The sequence below is a fragment of the Roseovarius salinarum genome, from assembly GCF_002834145.1.
GTDB classification, from domain to species: Bacteria; Pseudomonadota; Alphaproteobacteria; order Rhodobacterales; family Rhodobacteraceae; genus Roseovarius; species Roseovarius salinarum.
This window is the reverse complement of record NZ_PHNT01000004.1, coordinates 96,334-112,672: the sequence shown is the minus strand read 5'-3', so window position 1 is coordinate 112,672 and position 16,339 is coordinate 96,334. Positions and strand designations below refer to the sequence as shown.

Sequence of the window (16,339 nt, the reverse complement as noted above, 5' to 3'; positions counted from 1 at the left end):
CTCAGGGAGCCACGCGAGGTGACGATCCGGTCCAAAACAGGCGAAGGCGCCCGGCGCGCGGCGCGGCGCGCGCCCGAACGGTTGTCCGAGGTTCTGGACGCGCTCGAGCGTGCGGCGCAGCGTGGTGCCGTGTCGCTGCGCGATGTCCTGGCCGAGACCGGCGAACGCGCCTTCGCGCCGCTGCTGCTGGTGCCGGCGCTGCTGCTGGTGTCACCGCTTTCGAGCATTCCCGGGGTGCCGGTGCTCGGCGCGGCGATCCTGATCCTGATCGCCGGTCAGCGGCTGCTGGGCCGGCGCACGCCGTGGCTGCCCGACATGCTGATGCGCCGGCAGGTTTCCGGGCAACGCCTGCGTGCGGCGGTTGCGTGGCTGCGGCGGCCGGCGGCCTGGGTCGACCGGCGCACCCGGCGGCGCCTGGGCTGGTTGCTGCGTCCGCCGTTCAATCACCTGCCCCTACTGGCGACCCTGCTGATCGCTTTCATCATGCCGTTCCTGCAGGTCGTCCCCTTCGCGCCATCGCTCGCGGCCGCCGCAATCGCGCTGCTGGCCACGGGGATGCTGACCCGAGACGGCATCTTCGTGCTCGCCGCCGGGGCCTTTCTCGCGGCGGTCGCGGGGGGCCTTGTCTGGGCGCTGTGACGCGGGCGGTCAGACGGTGGGCGCATCCCCGTGCAAGCGGTCGATGATCCGCCGCACCAGCGCGAGGTCCTCGAAGGCGCGGTGCAGGTCCGGCTCGATATCGGTTACCGGCCGGGTCAGCCCGCCCATGGCAAGAAAATCGCCCGACCGGTCGAGCGCGAGATAGAAGTTCTCGCGCTGGAAACCGGCCGTCATGCCACGCAGGCCCTTGTCGCCGCCCTCGTCGCGGCCGATGGCCAGGAGGTTGTCGAGAAACGCCGGCGGCATCGTCTTCCGCGCGGCATCGGGGTCATCGGCATAGACCTCGAAGGCGGCCTCGAAATCGGCGTGGTCGAACGCGACCTTGGGCATGCTGCGGCCCGAACCGAACGACAGCATCTCGCTGAGCTTGTTGCCGAATCCGCCAAGGTCGCGCGTGATCAGGATGTCCGTCGGCACCGGTTCGGGCACACCGACGCGAATCAGGATGCCGTCGAAGACGTTCGTGGTCCTGGAGGTGTTGTCGCCGTCGTCGTCGTGGTCCTGCGTGCGGCGCTTGAGATGGGCCTCGACCAGTTCGAACTCGGTGTCGCGGTAGCGCCCCTCGAGCCGGTCGGACAGCTCCGACCGGTTGAAGCTGCCGATCAGGCCCAGCCCCTGGATCCGGTCCAACGGAAAGCGCATGCGCGCGTCGCGGTCGTATTCCAGATCACCGAGGAAATCGCAGACCACCGGCATGACGGCCTCGGCCACCTCGCCGCCCCAACGGTGCGCCTGTCGCCGCCACAGCAGGAAGGCCACGACGCCGCCGATGGCGACGGGCACGATCGCGCCGACAAGGGCGCCCTCCATGCCGTCGCTGCGCCAGACCGCGAAGGCCGCCACCAGCAAAGCGATGCCGACGGGGATGCCCGCATGCATCTTGGCGCGCGACAGAAGCGTCAGGCGCTCGTTCTCCAGCCGGTCGAGCTCGGGGGCGATGCGGTCCTTGAAGACCCGGGCAAAACCGTCCTCGATCGGTGCCTTTTCCGTGAAGTCCATCGTCCCCTCCCACCTGCTGCATGCAAGGTGCAGGCTACAGGGGCGGCGGTGCCGGCTTCAACCCGCAGCGTCGGTCGGCGGGAAAACGGCGTTCAGGCGCGTTTCTCGTCCAGGCGCGCGACACCGAGGACATCGAGCACCCTCGCCTCGATGTGCGCCGCGTCCAGCCCGGCGGTTTCGTACATCTGCTCGGGCGTGGCCTGGTCGATGAAGACATCGGGCAGCACCATGGAGCGGTATTTCAGCCCCGCGTCGAACACCGCGTTCTCGGCCAGAAGCTGCGCGACGTGGCTGCCGAAGCCGCCGATTGCGCCCTCTTCGACCGTGATCAGCGCCTCGTGGTTCGCCGCCAGATCAAGGATCAGCGCCGCGTCAAGCGGCTTGGCGAACCGCGCGTCGGCCACGGTCGGGGTGATACCGCGGCGGCCCAGCGATTCGGCCGCCTTTCGCACCTCTTCCAGCCGCGTCCCGTAGGACAGGATCGCCACGCGCGCGCCTTCGGCGATGAGCCGCCCCTTGCCGATTTCCAGCGGCGTGCCACGCTCGGGCATCTCGACGCCCACGCCCTCGCCGCGCGGATAGCGGAAGGCGATCGGCCCGTCGTCGTGCGCGGCCGCCGTCGCGACCATGTGCACGAGCTCGGCCTCGTCGGCCGCGGCCATCACTGTGAAACCGGGCAGGTTCGCCAGATAGGCCACGTCGTAACTGCCGGCGTGGGTTGCCCCGTCGGCCCCCACCAGCCCGGCGCGGTCGATGGCGAAACGCACCGGCAGCCGCTGGATCGCGACGTCGTGCACAACCTGGTCGTAACCGCGCTGCAGGAATGTGGAATAAAGCGCCGCGAAGGGCCGCATCCCCGACGCCGCCAGCCCGGCCGAGAAGGTCACGGCATGCTGTTCGGCGATGCCAACGTCCAAGCACCGGCTGGGGTAGCGTTCGGCAAAGAGATCCAGCCCCGTGCCGTCGGGCATGGCCGCGGTGATGGCGCAGATCCGGTCATCGCGCGCGGCCTCGTCGATCAGCGTCCGGGCGAAGACCTTGGTGTAGGCGGGCGCGTTCGACGGCTTCTTCTGCTGTTCGCCGGTGGCCACGTCGAACTTCGCGGTGGCATGGCCGCCGTCACCGCGCGTCTCGGCCGGGGCGTAGCCCTTGCCCTTGCGGGTGATCGCGTGGATCAGGATCGGCCCCGTCGCCCGCGCCTTCACGGTGCGCAGGACCGGCAGAAGCTGGTCCATGTCGTGGCCGTCGATGGGCCCCACGTAGGAAAAGCCCAGCTCCTCGAACAGCGTGCCGCCCACGGTCACGCTCTTGAGCAGTTCCTTGGCCCGCTTCGCGCCCTCCTGGAAGGGGGGCGGCAACAGGCTGACGGCGCCCTTCGCGGCGGCCTTGAACTCCTGGTAGGGCGCACCGGCGTAAAGCCGGCTGAGGTAGGACGACAGCGCGCCCACCGGGGGCGCGATGGACATCTCGTTGTCGTTCAGGATCACGATCAGCCGCTTGCCCAGCGCCCCGGCGTTGTTCATCGCCTCGAAGGCCATGCCGGCGCTCATGGCGCCGTCACCGATCACCGCGACTGCATCGCCCAGCCCGGTCTCGCACACGCCGCCCAGGTCACGGCCCACGGCAAAGCCCAGCGCCGCGCTGATCGAGGTGGAGCTGTGGGCCGCGCCGAAGGGGTCGTAGGGGCTTTCCGATCTCTTGGTGAAGCCCGACAAGCCGCCAGCCTGCCGGATCGTGCGGATACGGTCGCGCCGCCCGGTCAGGATCTTGTGCGGGTAGCTCTGGTGGCTGACGTCCCATATGATCTTGTCGCGCGGCGCGTCGAAAACGCTGTGCAGCGCCACCGTCAGCTCGATCACGCCCAGCCCCGCGCCGAGGTGCCCGCCGGTCTCGGACACGGCGCTGATCGTTTCGGCGCGCAACTCCTGCGCAAGCTGCTCGAGCTGGGGATCGGTCAGGCGCTTGAGATCGGCCGGCGACTCGATGCGGTCAAGAAGAGGGGTCTCGGGGCGGGCGGCTGGCATGGCTTGCGCTCCTTCGGCGCATGAAGCGTGCGGCTATGTCTCCCGCGAGATAACGAAGCGGGCGGTTTGCCGCAAGGTATCGGCGCCTTCTCCGTACACAGATAGGGCGTCACAGGCATCTTCAACCAGCCCGTCGGCACGTGCCCGCGCACCGTCGAGCCCCAGGAGCGACACGAAGGTGGCCTTGTTGGCGGCGGCGTCCTTGCCGACGGCCTTGCCCGTCGTGGCCGTGTCCCCCTCGACGTCGAGGATGTCGTCGGCGATCTGGAAGGCCAGCCCCAGCGCCCGCGCATAGGCCACAAGCGGCGCGGGATCGCCACCGGCCATCACGGGCCCGGCCGTCGCCGCCCATTCGATCAGCGCGCCGGTCTTGCCGGCCTGCAATTGCTCGATCTCCTGCAGCGTCAGCGGCGCGCCCGCGCTTTCGGCGGCGATATCGCGGGCCTGCCCCAGCACCATGCCCTTTGCGCCCGCCGCCCGCGCCAGCCCCAGCGCCAGCGCGGCACGCGCCTGCGACGTCTCGGCACCCTCGGGGTGGGCGGCCAGTTCGAAAGCCAGCGATTGCAGCGCATCGCCGGTGAGCACCGCGGTGGCCTCGTCCCACTTCACGTGGACTGTGGGCTTGCCCCGGCGCAGGGAATCGTCGTCCATGCATGGCAGGTCGTCGTGGACCAGCGAATAGGCATGCATCGCCTCGATCGCGGCAGCGGGCCACAGCGCACGGTCCGCCGGCACCCCGTGCAGCGCCGCGCCCTCCATCACCAGCAGCGCGCGGATGCGCTTGCCGCCATCGGTGGCATAGCGCATCGCCGCGGCGACCGGCCCGTCGCCGACCCCGTCCAGCACGCGCGCCAGATGCGCGCCCACCTGCGCCGCGACCTCGGCGCGCCGGTCCTGCATGGCGCTATTTCCCTTCGACCGCGGTCGTCCCGGCGGGCTGTCCCTCGGCATCGAGCGTGATCGCCGCGACCTTCTCCTCGGCCTCGCGCAGCTTTTCCTCGCAGCGTTTCTTGAGCGCCGCGCCCCGCTCGTAAAGCTTGATCGAATCCTCCAGCGCCACGTCGCCCCGCTCGAGCTGGCCGACAACCTGCTCGAGCTCCTTCATCGCGTCCTCGAAGCTCATCTCTGAAACGGGCGTCTCACTCATCGCGCGCGGTCCTCGGTCCGGGGGTGTGGCGGGCACCATAACCGCGCCCGCAGGCGGGTTCAATTCGGTTGACAGCACCCCGCGCCGCCCCGAGGGTGCCGCCGCACGCGGGCGCGGCCAGTGCCCGCCGGAAAGGATTCCGCAATGACCGGCTGGGGCGAATTCGCGGCGGCGTTGGCCGTCTTCCTGCTGTCGCACGCCGTTCCCGTGCGCCCGCCGGTGCGGCCGTGGCTGGTGGCGCGGCTTGGGCTGCGCGGCTACCTCGTCCTCTACAGCATCGCCTCGGTCGCCGTGCTGGCGTGGCTGATCGTGGCGGCCGGCCGCGCGCCCTTCGTGCCGGTCATTCCCTACAGCGTGCCCCTGCACTGGTTGCCGGTCGTCGCGATGCCCGTGGCTTGCGCACTGGTGGTGGCCGGGATGAGCATCCACAACCCGCTGTCCTTCGGCGGGCTCGGGCGGGGTCCCTTCGACCCCGGGCGCCCCGGCGTCCTCGCCGTCACGCGCCATCCCCTGCTGCTGGCGCTGATGCTCTGGGCGGGCGCGCATTTCCTGGCCAACGGCGACCTCGCGCACATGATCCTGTTCGGGCTCTTCGCCGTTTTCGCCTGGGCCGGCATGGCCCTGATCGACCGGCGCAAGCGCCGCACGCTCGGCGCGGACGCCTGGGCGACTTTGGCGCGCAACACCGCCCGGATCTCCCTTGCCGGGCTGACCCGGCTGCGCCCCCGGGCGTGGCAGGTGGCGGCGGCGCTCGGGCTCTACCTCGGGCTTCTGGCGCTGCACGGGCCCGTCATCGGCGTGGTACCCTGGCCCTGAGCGACGCCTCAGATGCAGCGGCCGCCGTCGACCTCCATGCAGACGCCGGTGATCATCGACGCCTCGTCAGAGCAAAGGAACACCGCCGCCGCGCCCATGTCCTGCGGGGTCGAGAACCGCCCCAGCGGGATGGTGGACAGGAACTTTGCCCGCATCTCCGGCGTATCCTCGCCCAGAAACCGCGGCAGCAGCGGCGTCTCGCCCGCCACGGGATTGAGCGCGTTCACCCGCACGCCCGACGGCGCGAGTTCCACCGCCATGGTGCGAGTGGCGGTGTTCATCCACCCCTTGGAGGCGTTGTACCAGTTCAGGTTGGGCCGCGGGCTGACGCCGGCGGTCGAGGCCACGTTCAGCACCGCGCCCGCCCCGCGCGCCTTCATCCCCGGCACCATTTCGCGAGCCGTCAGGTAGACCGACTTGCAGTTGACCGCGAAGACCCGGTCGAACTCGGCCTCCGCCACGTCCTCGAGCGGTTGCGGCAGATGGGTGATGCCCGCGTTGTTCACCAGGATGTCCAGGCCGCCGAAGGCGCCCTGAACCGCCCGGCCCATCCGTGCCACGCTGCCTGCGTCGGACACGTCCACCGTGCAGGCGACGGCCCGCTCGCCCAGCTCGGCGGCGAGGCCCTCGGCGCCCGTGCCGTCGATATCGGCCACCATGACGCGCGCGCCCGCGTCGGCGAAGGCGCGCACGATGCCCGCGCCGAACCCGCTCGCCCCACCGGTCACCAGCGCCGTCTTCCCGTCAAGCCGCATGCCGTCCTCCTGCACCGTTGCACCGCGCCAGCTTGCCGCCGATCCGCGCGGGTGACAACAACGCTGGATTCCGCCCCGCAGTCTTGCTAGGCAATGCTGCCATGCAGCATGACACCGGACCGACCCCATGAGCGCCTCTGCCCGCAAGACCGCACCGATGCCCGATGACATCCGGGCGATGAAGGGCGGCACGCCCATCGTCACCCTCACGGCCTACACGACGCCGGTCGCGCGGATGATGGACGCGCACTGCGACGTGGTGCTCGTCGGCGATTCCGTGGGCATGGTGCTGCACGGGCTGCCCTCGACGCTCGGCGTGACGATGGAGATGATGGAGATGCACGGCCGCGCCGTGGCGCGCGGGCTGGACAAGGCCATGATGGTCATCGACATGCCCTTCGGCAGCTACGAGGAAAGCCCGCAACAGGCCTTCGCCAACGCCGCCCGCCTGATGCGCGAGACCGGCGCGGCGGCGGTCAAGCTCGAGGGCGGGGCGCACATGGCCGAGACCATCGCGTTCCTCACCGCCCGCGGCGTGCCGGTGATGGCGCATCTCGGGCTGACGCCGCAGTCGATCAACACGCTTGGCGGCTACAAGGTGCAGGGCCGCGACACACAGGCCGACGCGATGGTGGCCGATGCCCGGGCCGTGGCCGGGGCCGGCGCGTTCTCGGTGGTGCTGGAAAAGGTGCCCGCAACCCTGGCCGACCGGATCACCGGGGGCATCGAGATCCCGACCATCGGCATCGGCGCCTCGGCGGGCTGCGACGGGCAGGTGCTCGTGGTCGACGACATGCTGGGCCTTTTCACGGCCTTCAAGCCGAAGTTCGTCAAGCGTTACGCGACGCTGGGCGAGGACGGCGAGGCCGCGATCGCCGCCTATGCCGCCGACGTGCGCGCGCGCCGCTTCCCCGAGCCCGAACACACATTCGCCGACAGGGCGCAGGGCGAATGACCCCGCCCGTGCTGCGCACCCGGGCCGACCTGCGCGCGGCAACGCGGCCCTGGCAGCGGGCAGGCGAACGCATCGGCGTGGTGCCCACCATGGGCGCGCTGCACGACGGGCACCTGTCGCTTGTCGGGGCCGCCAAGGCGACCTGCGACCGCGTGGTCGCCACGATCTTCGTGAACCCCAAGCAGTTCAACAACGCCTCCGACCTCGAGAAATACCCCCGCGACGAGGCGACTGACGCCGGGCGGCTGGAACGTTTCGCGGTCGACGTGCTATACGTCCCCCATCCCGAGGAGATGTATCCCGACAGCTTCGCCACGGGCGTGTCCGTCGCCGGGCTCACGGACGTGATGGAGGGCACCCACCGCCCCGGCCATTTCGACGGCGTGACGACGGTGGTGACCAAGCTGTTCCTCCAGACCTCGGCCACCGACGCCTTCTTCGGGGAAAAGGATTTCCAGCAACTCCAGGTGGTGCGCCGGATGGCCGCCGACCTCGACATTCCCGTCACCGTGCACGGCTGCCCGACGATCCGGGAAATCGACGGGCTGGCCATGTCCTCGCGCAACCTGCTTCTGTCGGACCGCGCGCGCACCGCCGCCCCGCGCCTGCACGAGGAAATGGAGAGCATCGCCGAAGGGGTCTCGCAAGGCGCGGACTTCTCCACGCTGCGCGCGCGCGCCGTCACGCGGCTGCAGGCGGCGGGCTTCACGCAGATCGACTACCTCGAGATCCGCGCGAACGACGACCTCGCCCTGCTCGACCGGCCGACGCGGCCCGCGCGCCTGTTCGCCGCGGCCTGGCTCGCCGGGGTGCGGCTGATCGACAACATCGCGGTCTGATCCCCCCGGCTTCACCTTGGCCGAAATACTCCCGCCGGAGGCACTTCGGCATCTGCCTCCGGCGCATGCGACCGCGCACCGCCACCGCCGCCCGGCCGCGCGGGGTGGGCGGGCGGGCGCGTGGCCGGGCGGCGTTCAAGCCCCAGCAACTCGTCCAGCGCCAGCGCCATGACCTGTGCGGCATGCACCATGTCCTCGACCCCCACCCACTCGTCGGGCTTGTGCGCGAGGTCGAGTATGCCGGGGCCGTAGGCGATGCAGTTCTTCAACCGCCCGATGCGGTCGATGTGTTTCTGGTCGTAGGTCCCGGGGCTGACGACATGCGCGGCCTCGCGCCCCAGCACCGCGCGCACCGCCCGCGAAACCGCCTGCACCACCGGTGCCTCGCGGTCCGTCATGGTCGGCACCACGCGGAACAGCTCGCGAAGGCCGTAGTCGAACCCTGGTCGGCGCGCGCGCAACCCCTCGAGCAGGGCGCGCACCTCGTCCTCGACCGCGGCCGGGTCCTCCTCGATCAGGAAACGGCGGTCGATCACCATGCGGCAGCGGTCCGGCACGCAGGGGCTGGGCAGCCCGGTGTCACCCGGCGCGGGCTCCACCGCGCCGCCATGGATCGAATTGAGGTTCAGCGTGGAGGCCCGCGCGCCCTCGGGCACGACCGGCATCTCGGTGCGGCGCGCCGCCAACGCCGGGAAAAGTTGCGCTTCCATCTCGGCGATCACGGCACCCATGTGGCGCACCGCGCAATCGCCGAGGAAGGGCATCGAACCGTGGGCGATCTCGCCCTTCGTCTCGATCTCGGCCCACCACACGCCGCGATGGCCCAGGCAGACGCGGTCCTTGTTCAGCGGCTCGGGAATGATGACGTGATCCACGCGCCCCGGGGCGAAGACCCCCTGCTCGGCCAAGTGGGCGACGCCGCCGTAGCCGCCCGATTCCTCGTCGGCGGTGCCCGACACCTCGATCGCACCCGCGTGATCCGGGCAAAGGGCGATGAAGGCCTCGGCGGCCACGATGGCCGCGGCCAGCCCGCCCTTCATGTCGCAGGCCCCGCGGCCGTGGACGCGCCCGTCGCGCAGCGTGCCGCCGAAGGGGTCGACCGTCCAGCCGTGCCCAACCTCGACCACGTCGACATGGCCGTTGAAATGCACGCAGGGACCCGGCCGCGCCCCTTCGCGTCGGGCGAGCACGTTCCAGCGCGGGTAGCGATCGCTGTCGCCCGGCGCACCCTCGGCGCGGATCATGCATGTCTCGAATCCCGTGCGCCGCAGCCGGTCGGCCAGCAACTCGCAGATCGCGCGATACTCCGCCCCGGGCGGGTTGAGCGTGGGAATGCGGATCAAATCCTGTGTCAGCGCAACGATCTCGTCGCGCCGCGCCTCGATCTCCGATGTCAGCGCCTCCGGGGCGGGCATGGCGGCTCCCTTCCGGGCCGACTATGCGGTGCTGCGGGCGTTGCGGCAAGGGCGCAGCACGTCCCGCAACCCGGCCGCGGCCAGATCGGGAAAGACATGGTCGGCCTCGCGGAAATCCTCGGCGTCCGTGTAGGCCGACGGGGTCACCACGACGCGCAGGCCCGCCGCGCGCGCCGACAGCAACCCGTTGCGGCTGTCCTCGAATGCCAGGCCATCGCCCGGCGGCAGGGCCAGCCGCGACAGCGCCAGGTCATAGACGTCGGGCGCGGGTTTCTTGGCCGCCACCTCGTCGCCCGCCACGATCACGTCGAACAGCGCGTCGGCCGGGCTGTCCCAGCAGCAGCGGCACAGCGCCTCGACGTTGGGACGCGTCGTGGTCGTCGCCACCGCCACGCGCCAGCCGCGGCGGCGCGCCCCGGCGATCAGGTCGGCCACCCCGGGGCGCAATGAAAGATCGCCGCGGGCGAGGATCCCGGCGTAGGCCCGCGTCTTTTCCGCGTGCAGCGCGGCGATCTCCGCGTCGCCCAGCGGCCCCTCCGCCCCCTGGAAGGCGCGGATGCGTTCCTTGCCACCGGTGGTGCGCAGCAGCTCGCGGTAGGTGTCGCGCGACCAGTGCCACCCCAGCCCCCAACGCGCGAAGGTGGCGTTGAAGGCAGCGCGGTGCGCCTCCTCGGTCTCGGCCAGGGTGCCGTCGACGTCGAGGATCAGCGCGCGCAGCGGCATGCTCAGCCCGCCCGGTCGAGCGCACCACCCGCGAGTGCCGCCAGTTCGGCGAAATCCGAGAACGCGAAGCTGTGGGGCAACTCGGCCACCGGGCGCTTGCGGTAGCCTTCGGTGAACAGCGCGAAGGGCACCCCGGCGCGCGCGGCGGTCTCGGCGTCGATCTCGCTGTCGCCCACGAAGAGGCCTCGCGCGGCGCCCAGCCGCTCGAATGCCAGGGTCAGAGGCGCGGGATCAGGCTTCTTCACCGCGAGGCAATCGCCGCCCACCACGGCCGCGAAATGCCCGTCGAGGCCGAAGTCGCGCAGGATGTCCCGTGCCGGCGCCAGCGGCTTGTTGGTGCACACGCCCAGCGCCCAGCCCTGTGCGCGCAACGCGTCCAGCGCGCCTGCAAGGTTCGGGAAAGGCCGCGACAGTGCACTGGGCTGCGCGTTGTAAAGGACCAGCGTGCGTTGCGTCAGCCGCGCGTGCTGGTCGGGGGCGACACCGAGCCGGTCGATCACCCGCTCCACGAGCCTGGGCAGCCCGTTGCCGATGAACCCGGTCACCGTGGCCAGGTCGAGGCGGGGCAGTCCCTCCTCGGCCAGCATGCGGTTGACGGCGGCGTGGATGTCCGGCGCGCTGTCGATCAGCGTGCCGTCCAGGTCGAAGACCGCCGCCTTCACGACGCCGCCTTCCACTTGATCGAACAGCCCATCGAGGGGATCTGCTCGGCCGGGCCTTCCCCGGTCTCCACCACCTGCGTCATCGCCTCGAACAGGTCGCGGCGCAGGTCCGCCGGGCCGGCCTGCTTGGTCGAGGCGTCCAGCCGGCCGCGGTATTGCAGCTCCAGGTCCGCGTTGAAGCCGAAGAAATCCGGCGTGCAGGCCGCGCCATAGGCGCGCGCGACTTCCTGGCTTTCGTCGTGGAGATAGGGGAACGGCAGGTCGAGCTTCTTCATTTCCTCGAAGCTGTCGGCCGGGTAGGCGTCGGCGTCGTTGCTGCTGATGGCCGCCACGCCCACGCCGAGCGCCCGAAGGTCGCGCGCGTCCCGCTTGATGCGGTCAAGCACCGCCTGCACGTAAGGGCAGTGATTGCAGATGAACATGATCAGCGTGCCCGTCTCGCCGCGCACGTCCGCCAGCGTGTGGGTCTTCCCGTCGGTGCCGGGAAGCGAGAAATCGGCCGCCGGCCAGCCGAAATCGCAAACGGGCGTCTGCGTTGCCATGGCGCGTCTCCTTGTTTCCTGGTCAGGCGGCCGTGCGGGCGTCCTCGGCAGCGGCGCGGATGGCGCGGATATTGACACCGTAGGGCGCCGGATCGACCGCGCTGCCGCCCTTGAAGACGGCCGATCCGGCCACGAAGACGTCCGCCCCCGCCGCTGCCATCAGCGGCGCGGTCCCGGGCGTGATGCCGCCGTCGATCTGGATGTGCACGGGCCGGTCGCCGATCATCTCGCGCAGCCTGCGCACCTTGTCGACCTGGCTTTCGATGAACGCCTGCCCGCCGAAGCCCGGGTTCACCGTCATCACGCAGACCAGGTCGACCATGTCGAGAAGGTATTCCACGTCCTCGATCCCCGTGCCCGGGTTGAGCGCCAGCCCGGCCCTGGCCCCGGCGCCACGGATCGCCTGAAGCGTGCGGTGCACGTGCGGTCCGGCCTCGAGGTGGGCGGTGATGATATCGGCCCCGGCCTCCGCGAAGGCATCGATGTAGGGATCCACCGGCGCGATCATCAGGTGCACGTCCATGAGCGTGCGGATGTGCGGGCGGATCGCCTTGCACAGGGGCGGCCCGAAGGTGAGATTGGGCACGAAGTGGCCGTCCATGACGTCCACGTGCACCCAGTCGCAGCCCTGGTCCTCGATGGCGCGGATCTCGCGGCCGAAGTCCGCGAAATCCGCGGACAGGATCGAGGGCGCGATCTTGACGGAGCGGTCGAAACTCATTCTGCGGCGTCCTTTCTGTCAACGTCGAGCCCGCCGCCGAAGACGCGGCTCGCGCGGATGTCCTCTCGGGATATCGTGGAAAGCGCCTCGGCGTCCAGCGGCCCGCCGCCGGATTCGAACAGGCGGTTCGCCTGCCGCAGGCGCGCCCGGTCCAGCGCGTTGCGGATCGACCGGGCGTTGGCGAAATGCGGCTGCGCGCGGCGCAGCGCGATGTACTCGGCCAGGGCCGCGCGCCCGCCGTCATCGAAACGGTAGTTCTGCGCCTCCAGCATCTGCGCCGCGATCTCCGCCAGCTCGGCGTCGCCGTAGTCGGGAAACTCGACGTGATGGGCGATGCGCGACCGGAACCCCGGGTTTGCCCGGAAGAACTTGTCCATCCGGTCGGCATAGCCCGCCATGATGACCACCAGGTCGTCGCGGTTGTTCTCCATCACCTGCAGCAGGATCTCGATGGCCTCTTGGCCGTAGTCGCGCTCGTTGTCGGGCTTGTAGAGGTAATAGGCCTCGTCGATGAACAGCACGCCGCCCATCGCCTTCTTGAGCACCTCCTTGGTCTTGGGCGCGGTGTGGCCGATGTACTGGCCCACAAGGTCGTCGCGCGTGACGCTCACCAGGTGCCCCTTGCGCAGGTAGCCCAGCCGGTGCAGCAATCCCGCCATCTTCTGCGCCACCGTCGTCTTGCCCGTGCCGGGATTGCCGGTGAACGACATGTGCAGCGTCGGCGCCTCCTGTGCCAGCCCCATGTCGCGGCGGGCGCGGTCCACCAGCAGCAGCGCGGCCGTCTCGCGGATGCGCTGCTTGACGGGCGCCAGCCCGATGAGTTCCGCGTCGAGTTCGCGCAGCACCTCGGCCACGCCCGAGGACTCGTACTGGGCCGCCAGGTCGACGGTCTGCGGCGCTTGTCCTGCTGTCTCGGCCGTCATCGCGCATCTCCTTCATCTTGCCACGAAATACTCTGCGGGGGGTGCGGGGGGCGCAAAGCCCCCCGCCCGCGCACGGTCAGCCGCGCACGTCCCAGGCATACTTCTGGCTGCGCCCCTCGAAGTCCGTGCGCTGCATGTGCAGCCGGGGCTCGGTGTCGGGGCGGTTGACGATGAAGGACATCCGCACCGTCTCGAAGCCGCGCGTGCTGTCGAAGGCGTTGATACGGATGTACTTGTCGCCATGCGCCTTGCGGCAGTCGTCGAGCTCCATCATCACGCCCTTGGGGTCGCGCAGGTCGAACATGGGGTTGCCCCACATATCCCAGTAGGTGTTCCGGGGATGGGGGTCATCGGTGTACTCGATCCCGATCGCCCACTCGTTTTCGAGGCAGTATTCCACCTGCGCCGAGATCTGGGCGTCGTCCAGGTCGGGCAGGAACGAAAAGCATCCTTGGGTGATACGCATCTGTCTGTCTCCTGTTGCATGCAGGGCGGGGGCGGCACCCAAGAGTTTTCGCGGAAAACTCTTGGCAAAATTCTTCACAAGAATTTTGCGCACCGCGCCCGCGCCGGGTTTCACATCGCCACCGATTCGGTCGGCACGAAGTCCGAGGTGTCGGTCGAGGTGTAGTTGAAGGTGATGTTGCCCCAGGTCTCCAGCGCGGCCTCCAGCGGCTTGCACCACTTCGCGGCGTCGCGCAGGATCTCGGGGCCTTCCTCGCGGATGTTGCGGCCCTCGTTGCGCGCCAGCACCATCGCCTCCAGCGCGACCCGGTTCGCGGTGGCGCCGGCCTGGATGCCCATCGGGTGACCGATGGTGCCGCCGCCGAACTGCAGCACCACGTCATCGCCGAACAGGTCCAGAAGCTGGTGCATCTGGCCGGCGTGGATGCCGCCCGAGGCCACCGGCATCACCTTCAGGGTGCTCGCCCAGTCCTGCTCGAAGAAGATGCCGCGGGGCAGGTCAACCTCGTTGTGCATCTCGCGGCAGACGTTGTAGTAGCCCTGCACCGTCAACGGGTCCCCCTCGAGCTTGCCGACGGCCGTACCGCAATGCAGGTGGTCGACGCCCGCCAGCCGCAGCCATTTCGCGATCACGCGGAAACTGATGCCGTGGCTCTTCTGGCGGGTGTAGGTGCCGTGACCGGCGCGGTGCATGTGCAGGATCATGTCGTTCTGGCGGCACCATTCCGAAAGCGACTGGATCGCCGTCCATCCCACGATCAGGTCGACCATGATGATGACGCTGCCGAGCTCCTTGGCGAACTCGGCGCGGCGGTACATCTCCTCCATGGTGCCGGCGGTCACGTTCAGGTAGTGGCCCTTGATCTCGCCGGTCTCCGCGGCGGCCTTGTTCACCGCTTCCATGCAGTAGAGGAAGCGGTCACGCCAATGCATGAAGGGCTGCGAGTTGATGTTCTCGTCGTCCTTCATGAAGTCGAGCCCGCCCTTGAGCCCCTCGTAGACGACGCGGCCGTAGTTCTTGCCCGACAGGCCAAGCTTGGGCTTGGTCGTGGCGCCCAGCAGCGGCTTGCCGAACTTGTCGAGGCGTTCGCGTTCGACCACCAGCCCGGTGGCCGGGCCCTTGAACGTCTTCACGTAGGCGGTGGGCAGGCGCATGTCCTCCAGCCGCGCCGCCTTGAGCGGCTTGAAGCTGAACACGTTGCCGATGATCGAGGCCGTCAGGTTGGCGATCGAGCCTTCCTCGAACAGGATCAGGTCATAGGCGACATAGGCGAAGTACTGCCCCTCCTGCCCCGGCACCGGCTCCACGCGGTAGGCCTTGGCGCGGTACTGGTCGCAGGCGGTGAGCCGGTCGGTCCAGACCACGGTCCAGGTCGCGGTGGAGCTTTCGCCCGCCACCGCCGCGGCGGCCTCGATCGGGTCCACGCCCTCCTGCGGGGTGATGCGGAACAGGGCGAGCACGTCGGTCTCCTTGGGCTCGTAATCCCCGTCCCAGTAGCCCATCTGGGCATACTTCAGGACGCCGGCCTGGTAACGCGCCTTGCCCTTGACTTCCTTGGGATCGCTTGGCTTGTTCATGGTCTTTCCTCCTCGGGTGATCTGTCAGGCGGCCGCGGCCGCGCGGGTTGCGGGGGCCAGCGCGCCGCTGGCGTAGCGTTCGGCCATCTCGTCCAGCGCGATCGCCTTGATCCGCGACGCGTTGCCCGCGGTGCCGAAACGTTCGAACCGGTCGCGGCACAGCGCCTCCATCTCCTCCATCGCGGGCACGAGGAACTTGCGCGGGTCGAACTGTTGCGGGCTGTCCTGCGCGACCTTGCGGAACCGGCCGCTCATCGCCATGCGGCAGTCGGTATCGATGTTCACCTTGCGCACGCCGTGGCGGATGCCGCGCTCGATCTCCTCGACCGGCACGCCGTAGGTCTGGGGCATCTCGCCGCCCGACCCGTTGATCAGGTCCTGCAGGTATTGCGGCACGGAACTGGACCCGTGCATCACCAGGTGCGTGTCCGGCAGCTTGTCGTGGATCGCCTCGATGGTTGCCATCGACAGGATGTCGCCGGTGGGCTTGCGCGTGAACTTGTAGGCGCCGTGACTGGTGCCGCAGGCGATGGCCAGCGCGTCACAGCCCGTGCGCGCGACGAAATCCACCGCCTGGTCGGGGTCGGTGAGCAACTGGTCGTGGCCAAGCGTCCCCGCGGCGCCGGAGCCGTCCTCCTCGCCGGCCTCGCCGGTCTCGAGGCTGCCCAGAACGCCCAACTCGCCCTCCACGCTGGCACCGACCCAGTGGGCCATGCGCGCCACGCGCTCGGTGATGGCGACGTTGTAGTCGTAGCTGGCCGGCGTCTTCATGTCCGCCTCGAGCGATCCATCCATCATCACGCTGGTGAACCCGTGGCGGATCGCGCTCATGCATGTGGCTTCGTTGTTGCCGTGGTCCTGGTGCAGGCAGATCGGCACGTCGGGGTACATCTCGGCCAGCGCCTGCACCATGTGACGCAGCATGACGTCGCCCGCGTATTTCCGCGCGCCCTTGCTGGCCTGCATGATCACCGGCGCGTCCACGGCCGAGGCGGCCTTCATGATCGCCAGGCCCTGTTCCATGTTGTTGATGTTGAAGGCGGGCACGCCGTAACCCCGTTCGGCGGCGTGATCGAGAAGTTGTCGTAGCGTGATGAGTGCCATTCCTTGCCTCC

18 protein-coding genes are annotated in these 16,339 nt (G+C 69.7%); 4 read left to right on the top strand and 14 right to left on the bottom strand.

All coding sequences use genetic code 11. The features are described from left to right. Positions 1-18: 18 nt before the first annotated feature. Complete coding sequence (locus CEF10_RS05965) at positions 19-639, top strand: exopolysaccharide biosynthesis protein (protein WP_232796418.1); 621 nt, start codon at positions 19-21, stop codon at positions 637-639. 9 nt (positions 640-648) lie between these two features. Here the strand turns inward: CEF10_RS05965 and CEF10_RS05960 are convergent, their stop codons facing one another. The 4 genes from CEF10_RS05960 to CEF10_RS05945 all read right to left on the bottom strand — a co-directional run bounded on the left by CEF10_RS05960 (position 649) and on the right by CEF10_RS05945 (position 4,830). Next, the gene (locus tag CEF10_RS05960) at positions 649-1,659 is read right to left on the bottom strand and encodes a DUF3137 domain-containing protein (protein ID WP_101067216.1); all 1,011 of its coding nucleotides are present in this window, start codon (positions 1,657-1,659) and stop codon (positions 649-651) included. 92 nt (positions 1,660-1,751) lie between these two features. Then, a complete protein-coding gene (dxs, locus tag CEF10_RS05955) occupies positions 1,752-3,683 on the bottom strand; it encodes a 1-deoxy-D-xylulose-5-phosphate synthase (RefSeq protein WP_101067215.1) in 1,932 nt (643 codons plus the stop codon). 33 nt (positions 3,684-3,716) lie between these two features. Further along, positions 3,717-4,583 carry a polyprenyl synthetase family protein gene (locus tag CEF10_RS05950; RefSeq protein WP_101067214.1) on the bottom strand — a complete coding sequence of 289 codons (867 nt, stop codon included), beginning with the start codon at positions 4,581-4,583 and terminating at the stop codon, positions 3,717-3,719. Between the two features lie 4 nt (positions 4,584-4,587). Beyond that, a complete protein-coding gene (locus CEF10_RS05945) occupies positions 4,588-4,830 on the bottom strand; it encodes an exodeoxyribonuclease VII small subunit (RefSeq protein WP_101067213.1) in 243 nt (80 codons plus the stop codon). A 144-nt stretch (positions 4,831-4,974) separates the two neighbouring features. On the opposite strand from CEF10_RS05945, the gene CEF10_RS05940 reads away from it, so the two are divergent. Continuing rightward, positions 4,975-5,646, top strand: a complete 672-nt coding sequence (locus CEF10_RS05940; protein WP_101067212.1) for an NnrU family protein — start codon at positions 4,975-4,977, stop codon at positions 5,644-5,646. 8 nt (positions 5,647-5,654) lie between these two features. Here the strand turns inward: CEF10_RS05940 and CEF10_RS05935 are convergent, their stop codons facing one another. After that, on the bottom strand, positions 5,655-6,401 hold the full coding sequence (locus CEF10_RS05935) for an SDR family oxidoreductase (RefSeq protein WP_101067297.1): 747 nt from the start codon (positions 6,399-6,401) through the stop codon (positions 5,655-5,657). 127 nt (positions 6,402-6,528) lie between these two features. On the opposite strand from CEF10_RS05935, the gene panB reads away from it, so the two are divergent. Next, positions 6,529-7,356, top strand: a complete 828-nt coding sequence (gene panB / locus CEF10_RS05930; protein ID WP_101067211.1) for a 3-methyl-2-oxobutanoate hydroxymethyltransferase — start codon at positions 6,529-6,531, stop codon at positions 7,354-7,356. Then, positions 7,353-8,195 carry a pantoate--beta-alanine ligase gene (gene panC / locus CEF10_RS05925; RefSeq protein ID WP_101067210.1) on the top strand — a complete coding sequence of 281 codons (843 nt, stop codon included), beginning with the start codon at positions 7,353-7,355 and terminating at the stop codon, positions 8,193-8,195. The genes panB and panC overlap by 4 nt, the downstream gene beginning before the upstream one ends. A gap of 11 nt (positions 8,196-8,206) precedes the next feature. Here panC and CEF10_RS05920 read toward each other — a convergent pair whose 3' ends face one another. From CEF10_RS05920 to fba, 9 genes are all read right to left on the bottom strand, one after another. Next, entirely contained in the window at positions 8,207-9,610 is a 1,404-nt protein-coding gene (locus CEF10_RS05920) for an acetylornithine deacetylase/succinyl-diaminopimelate desuccinylase family protein (RefSeq protein ID WP_101067209.1), read from the bottom strand. 21 nt (positions 9,611-9,631) lie between these two features. Then, positions 9,632-10,333, bottom strand: coding sequence for an HAD-IA family hydrolase (locus tag CEF10_RS05915; RefSeq protein ID WP_101067208.1), 702 nt, complete (start codon positions 10,331-10,333; stop codon positions 9,632-9,634). A 2-nt stretch (positions 10,334-10,335) separates the two neighbouring features. Next, positions 10,336-10,995, bottom strand: coding sequence for a phosphoglycolate phosphatase (gph, locus tag CEF10_RS05910; protein ID WP_101067207.1), 660 nt, complete (start codon positions 10,993-10,995; stop codon positions 10,336-10,338). Further along, positions 10,992-11,537 (bottom strand): thioredoxin family protein, encoded by a 546-nt coding sequence (locus tag CEF10_RS05905; protein WP_101067206.1) that lies wholly within the window; start codon positions 11,535-11,537, stop codon positions 10,992-10,994. Before CEF10_RS05905 ends, gph begins: the two co-directional genes overlap by 4 nt. A 22-nt stretch (positions 11,538-11,559) precedes the next feature. Further along, positions 11,560-12,258: a ribulose-phosphate 3-epimerase gene (gene rpe / locus CEF10_RS05900; RefSeq protein WP_101067205.1), complete on the bottom strand. Its 699-nt coding sequence runs from the start codon at positions 12,256-12,258 to the stop codon at positions 11,560-11,562. Further along, positions 12,255-13,181 carry a CbbX protein gene (gene cbbX, locus CEF10_RS05895; RefSeq protein WP_101067204.1) on the bottom strand — a complete coding sequence of 309 codons (927 nt, stop codon included), beginning with the start codon at positions 13,179-13,181 and terminating at the stop codon, positions 12,255-12,257. Before cbbX ends, rpe begins: the two co-directional genes overlap by 4 nt. A 76-nt stretch (positions 13,182-13,257) precedes the next feature. Next, the gene (locus tag CEF10_RS05890; protein ID WP_101067203.1) at positions 13,258-13,647 is read right to left on the bottom strand and encodes a ribulose bisphosphate carboxylase small subunit; all 390 of its coding nucleotides are present in this window, start codon (positions 13,645-13,647) and stop codon (positions 13,258-13,260) included. Positions 13,648-13,757: 110 nt separating this feature from the next. Next, positions 13,758-15,224 carry a form I ribulose bisphosphate carboxylase large subunit gene (locus CEF10_RS05885; RefSeq protein WP_101067202.1) on the bottom strand — a complete coding sequence of 489 codons (1,467 nt, stop codon included), beginning with the start codon at positions 15,222-15,224 and terminating at the stop codon, positions 13,758-13,760. Positions 15,225-15,248: 24 nt separating this feature from the next. Continuing rightward, positions 15,249-16,328 carry a class II fructose-bisphosphate aldolase gene (gene fba / locus CEF10_RS05880; RefSeq protein ID WP_101067201.1) on the bottom strand — a complete coding sequence of 360 codons (1,080 nt, stop codon included), beginning with the start codon at positions 16,326-16,328 and terminating at the stop codon, positions 15,249-15,251. Between the last annotated feature and the right edge of the window lie 11 nt (positions 16,329-16,339).

Excerpts from the sequence above, each read along its gene's own strand:
- CEF10_RS05885 (WP_101067202.1), bottom strand. The coding sequence starts at position 15,224 with ATGAACAAGCCAAGCGATCCCAAGGAAGTCAAGGGCAAGGCGCGTTAC.
- CEF10_RS05940 (WP_101067212.1), top strand. The coding sequence starts at position 4,975 with ATGACCGGCTGGGGCGAATTCGCGGCGGCGTTGGCCGTCTTCCTGCTG.
- CEF10_RS05960 (WP_101067216.1), bottom strand. The coding sequence starts at position 1,659 with ATGGACTTCACGGAAAAGGCACCGATCGAGGACGGTTTTGCCCGGGTC.
- fba (WP_101067201.1), bottom strand. The coding sequence starts at position 16,328 with ATGGCACTCATCACGCTACGACAACTTCTCGATCACGCCGCCGAACGG.
- cbbX (WP_101067204.1), bottom strand. The coding sequence starts at position 13,181 with ATGACGGCCGAGACAGCAGGACAAGCGCCGCAGACCGTCGACCTGGCG.
- rpe (WP_101067205.1), bottom strand. The coding sequence starts at position 12,258 with ATGAGTTTCGACCGCTCCGTCAAGATCGCGCCCTCGATCCTGTCCGCG.
- CEF10_RS05920 (WP_101067209.1), bottom strand. The coding sequence starts at position 9,610 with ATGCCCGCCCCGGAGGCGCTGACATCGGAGATCGAGGCGCGGCGCGAC.
- CEF10_RS05915 (WP_101067208.1), bottom strand. The coding sequence starts at position 10,333 with ATGCCGCTGCGCGCGCTGATCCTCGACGTCGACGGCACCCTGGCCGAG.
- panC (WP_101067210.1), top strand. The coding sequence starts at position 7,353 with ATGACCCCGCCCGTGCTGCGCACCCGGGCCGACCTGCGCGCGGCAACG.
- CEF10_RS05935 (WP_101067297.1), bottom strand. The coding sequence starts at position 6,401 with ATGCGGCTTGACGGGAAGACGGCGCTGGTGACCGGTGGGGCGAGCGGG.
- dxs (WP_101067215.1), bottom strand. The coding sequence starts at position 3,683 with ATGCCAGCCGCCCGCCCCGAGACCCCTCTTCTTGACCGCATCGAGTCG.
- CEF10_RS05890 (WP_101067203.1), bottom strand. The coding sequence starts at position 13,647 with ATGCGTATCACCCAAGGATGCTTTTCGTTCCTGCCCGACCTGGACGAC.
- CEF10_RS05945 (WP_101067213.1), bottom strand. The coding sequence starts at position 4,830 with ATGAGTGAGACGCCCGTTTCAGAGATGAGCTTCGAGGACGCGATGAAG.
- panB (WP_101067211.1), top strand. The coding sequence starts at position 6,529 with ATGAGCGCCTCTGCCCGCAAGACCGCACCGATGCCCGATGACATCCGG.
- CEF10_RS05905 (WP_101067206.1), bottom strand. The coding sequence starts at position 11,537 with ATGGCAACGCAGACGCCCGTTTGCGATTTCGGCTGGCCGGCGGCCGAT.
- CEF10_RS05950 (WP_101067214.1), bottom strand. The coding sequence starts at position 4,583 with ATGCAGGACCGGCGCGCCGAGGTCGCGGCGCAGGTGGGCGCGCATCTG.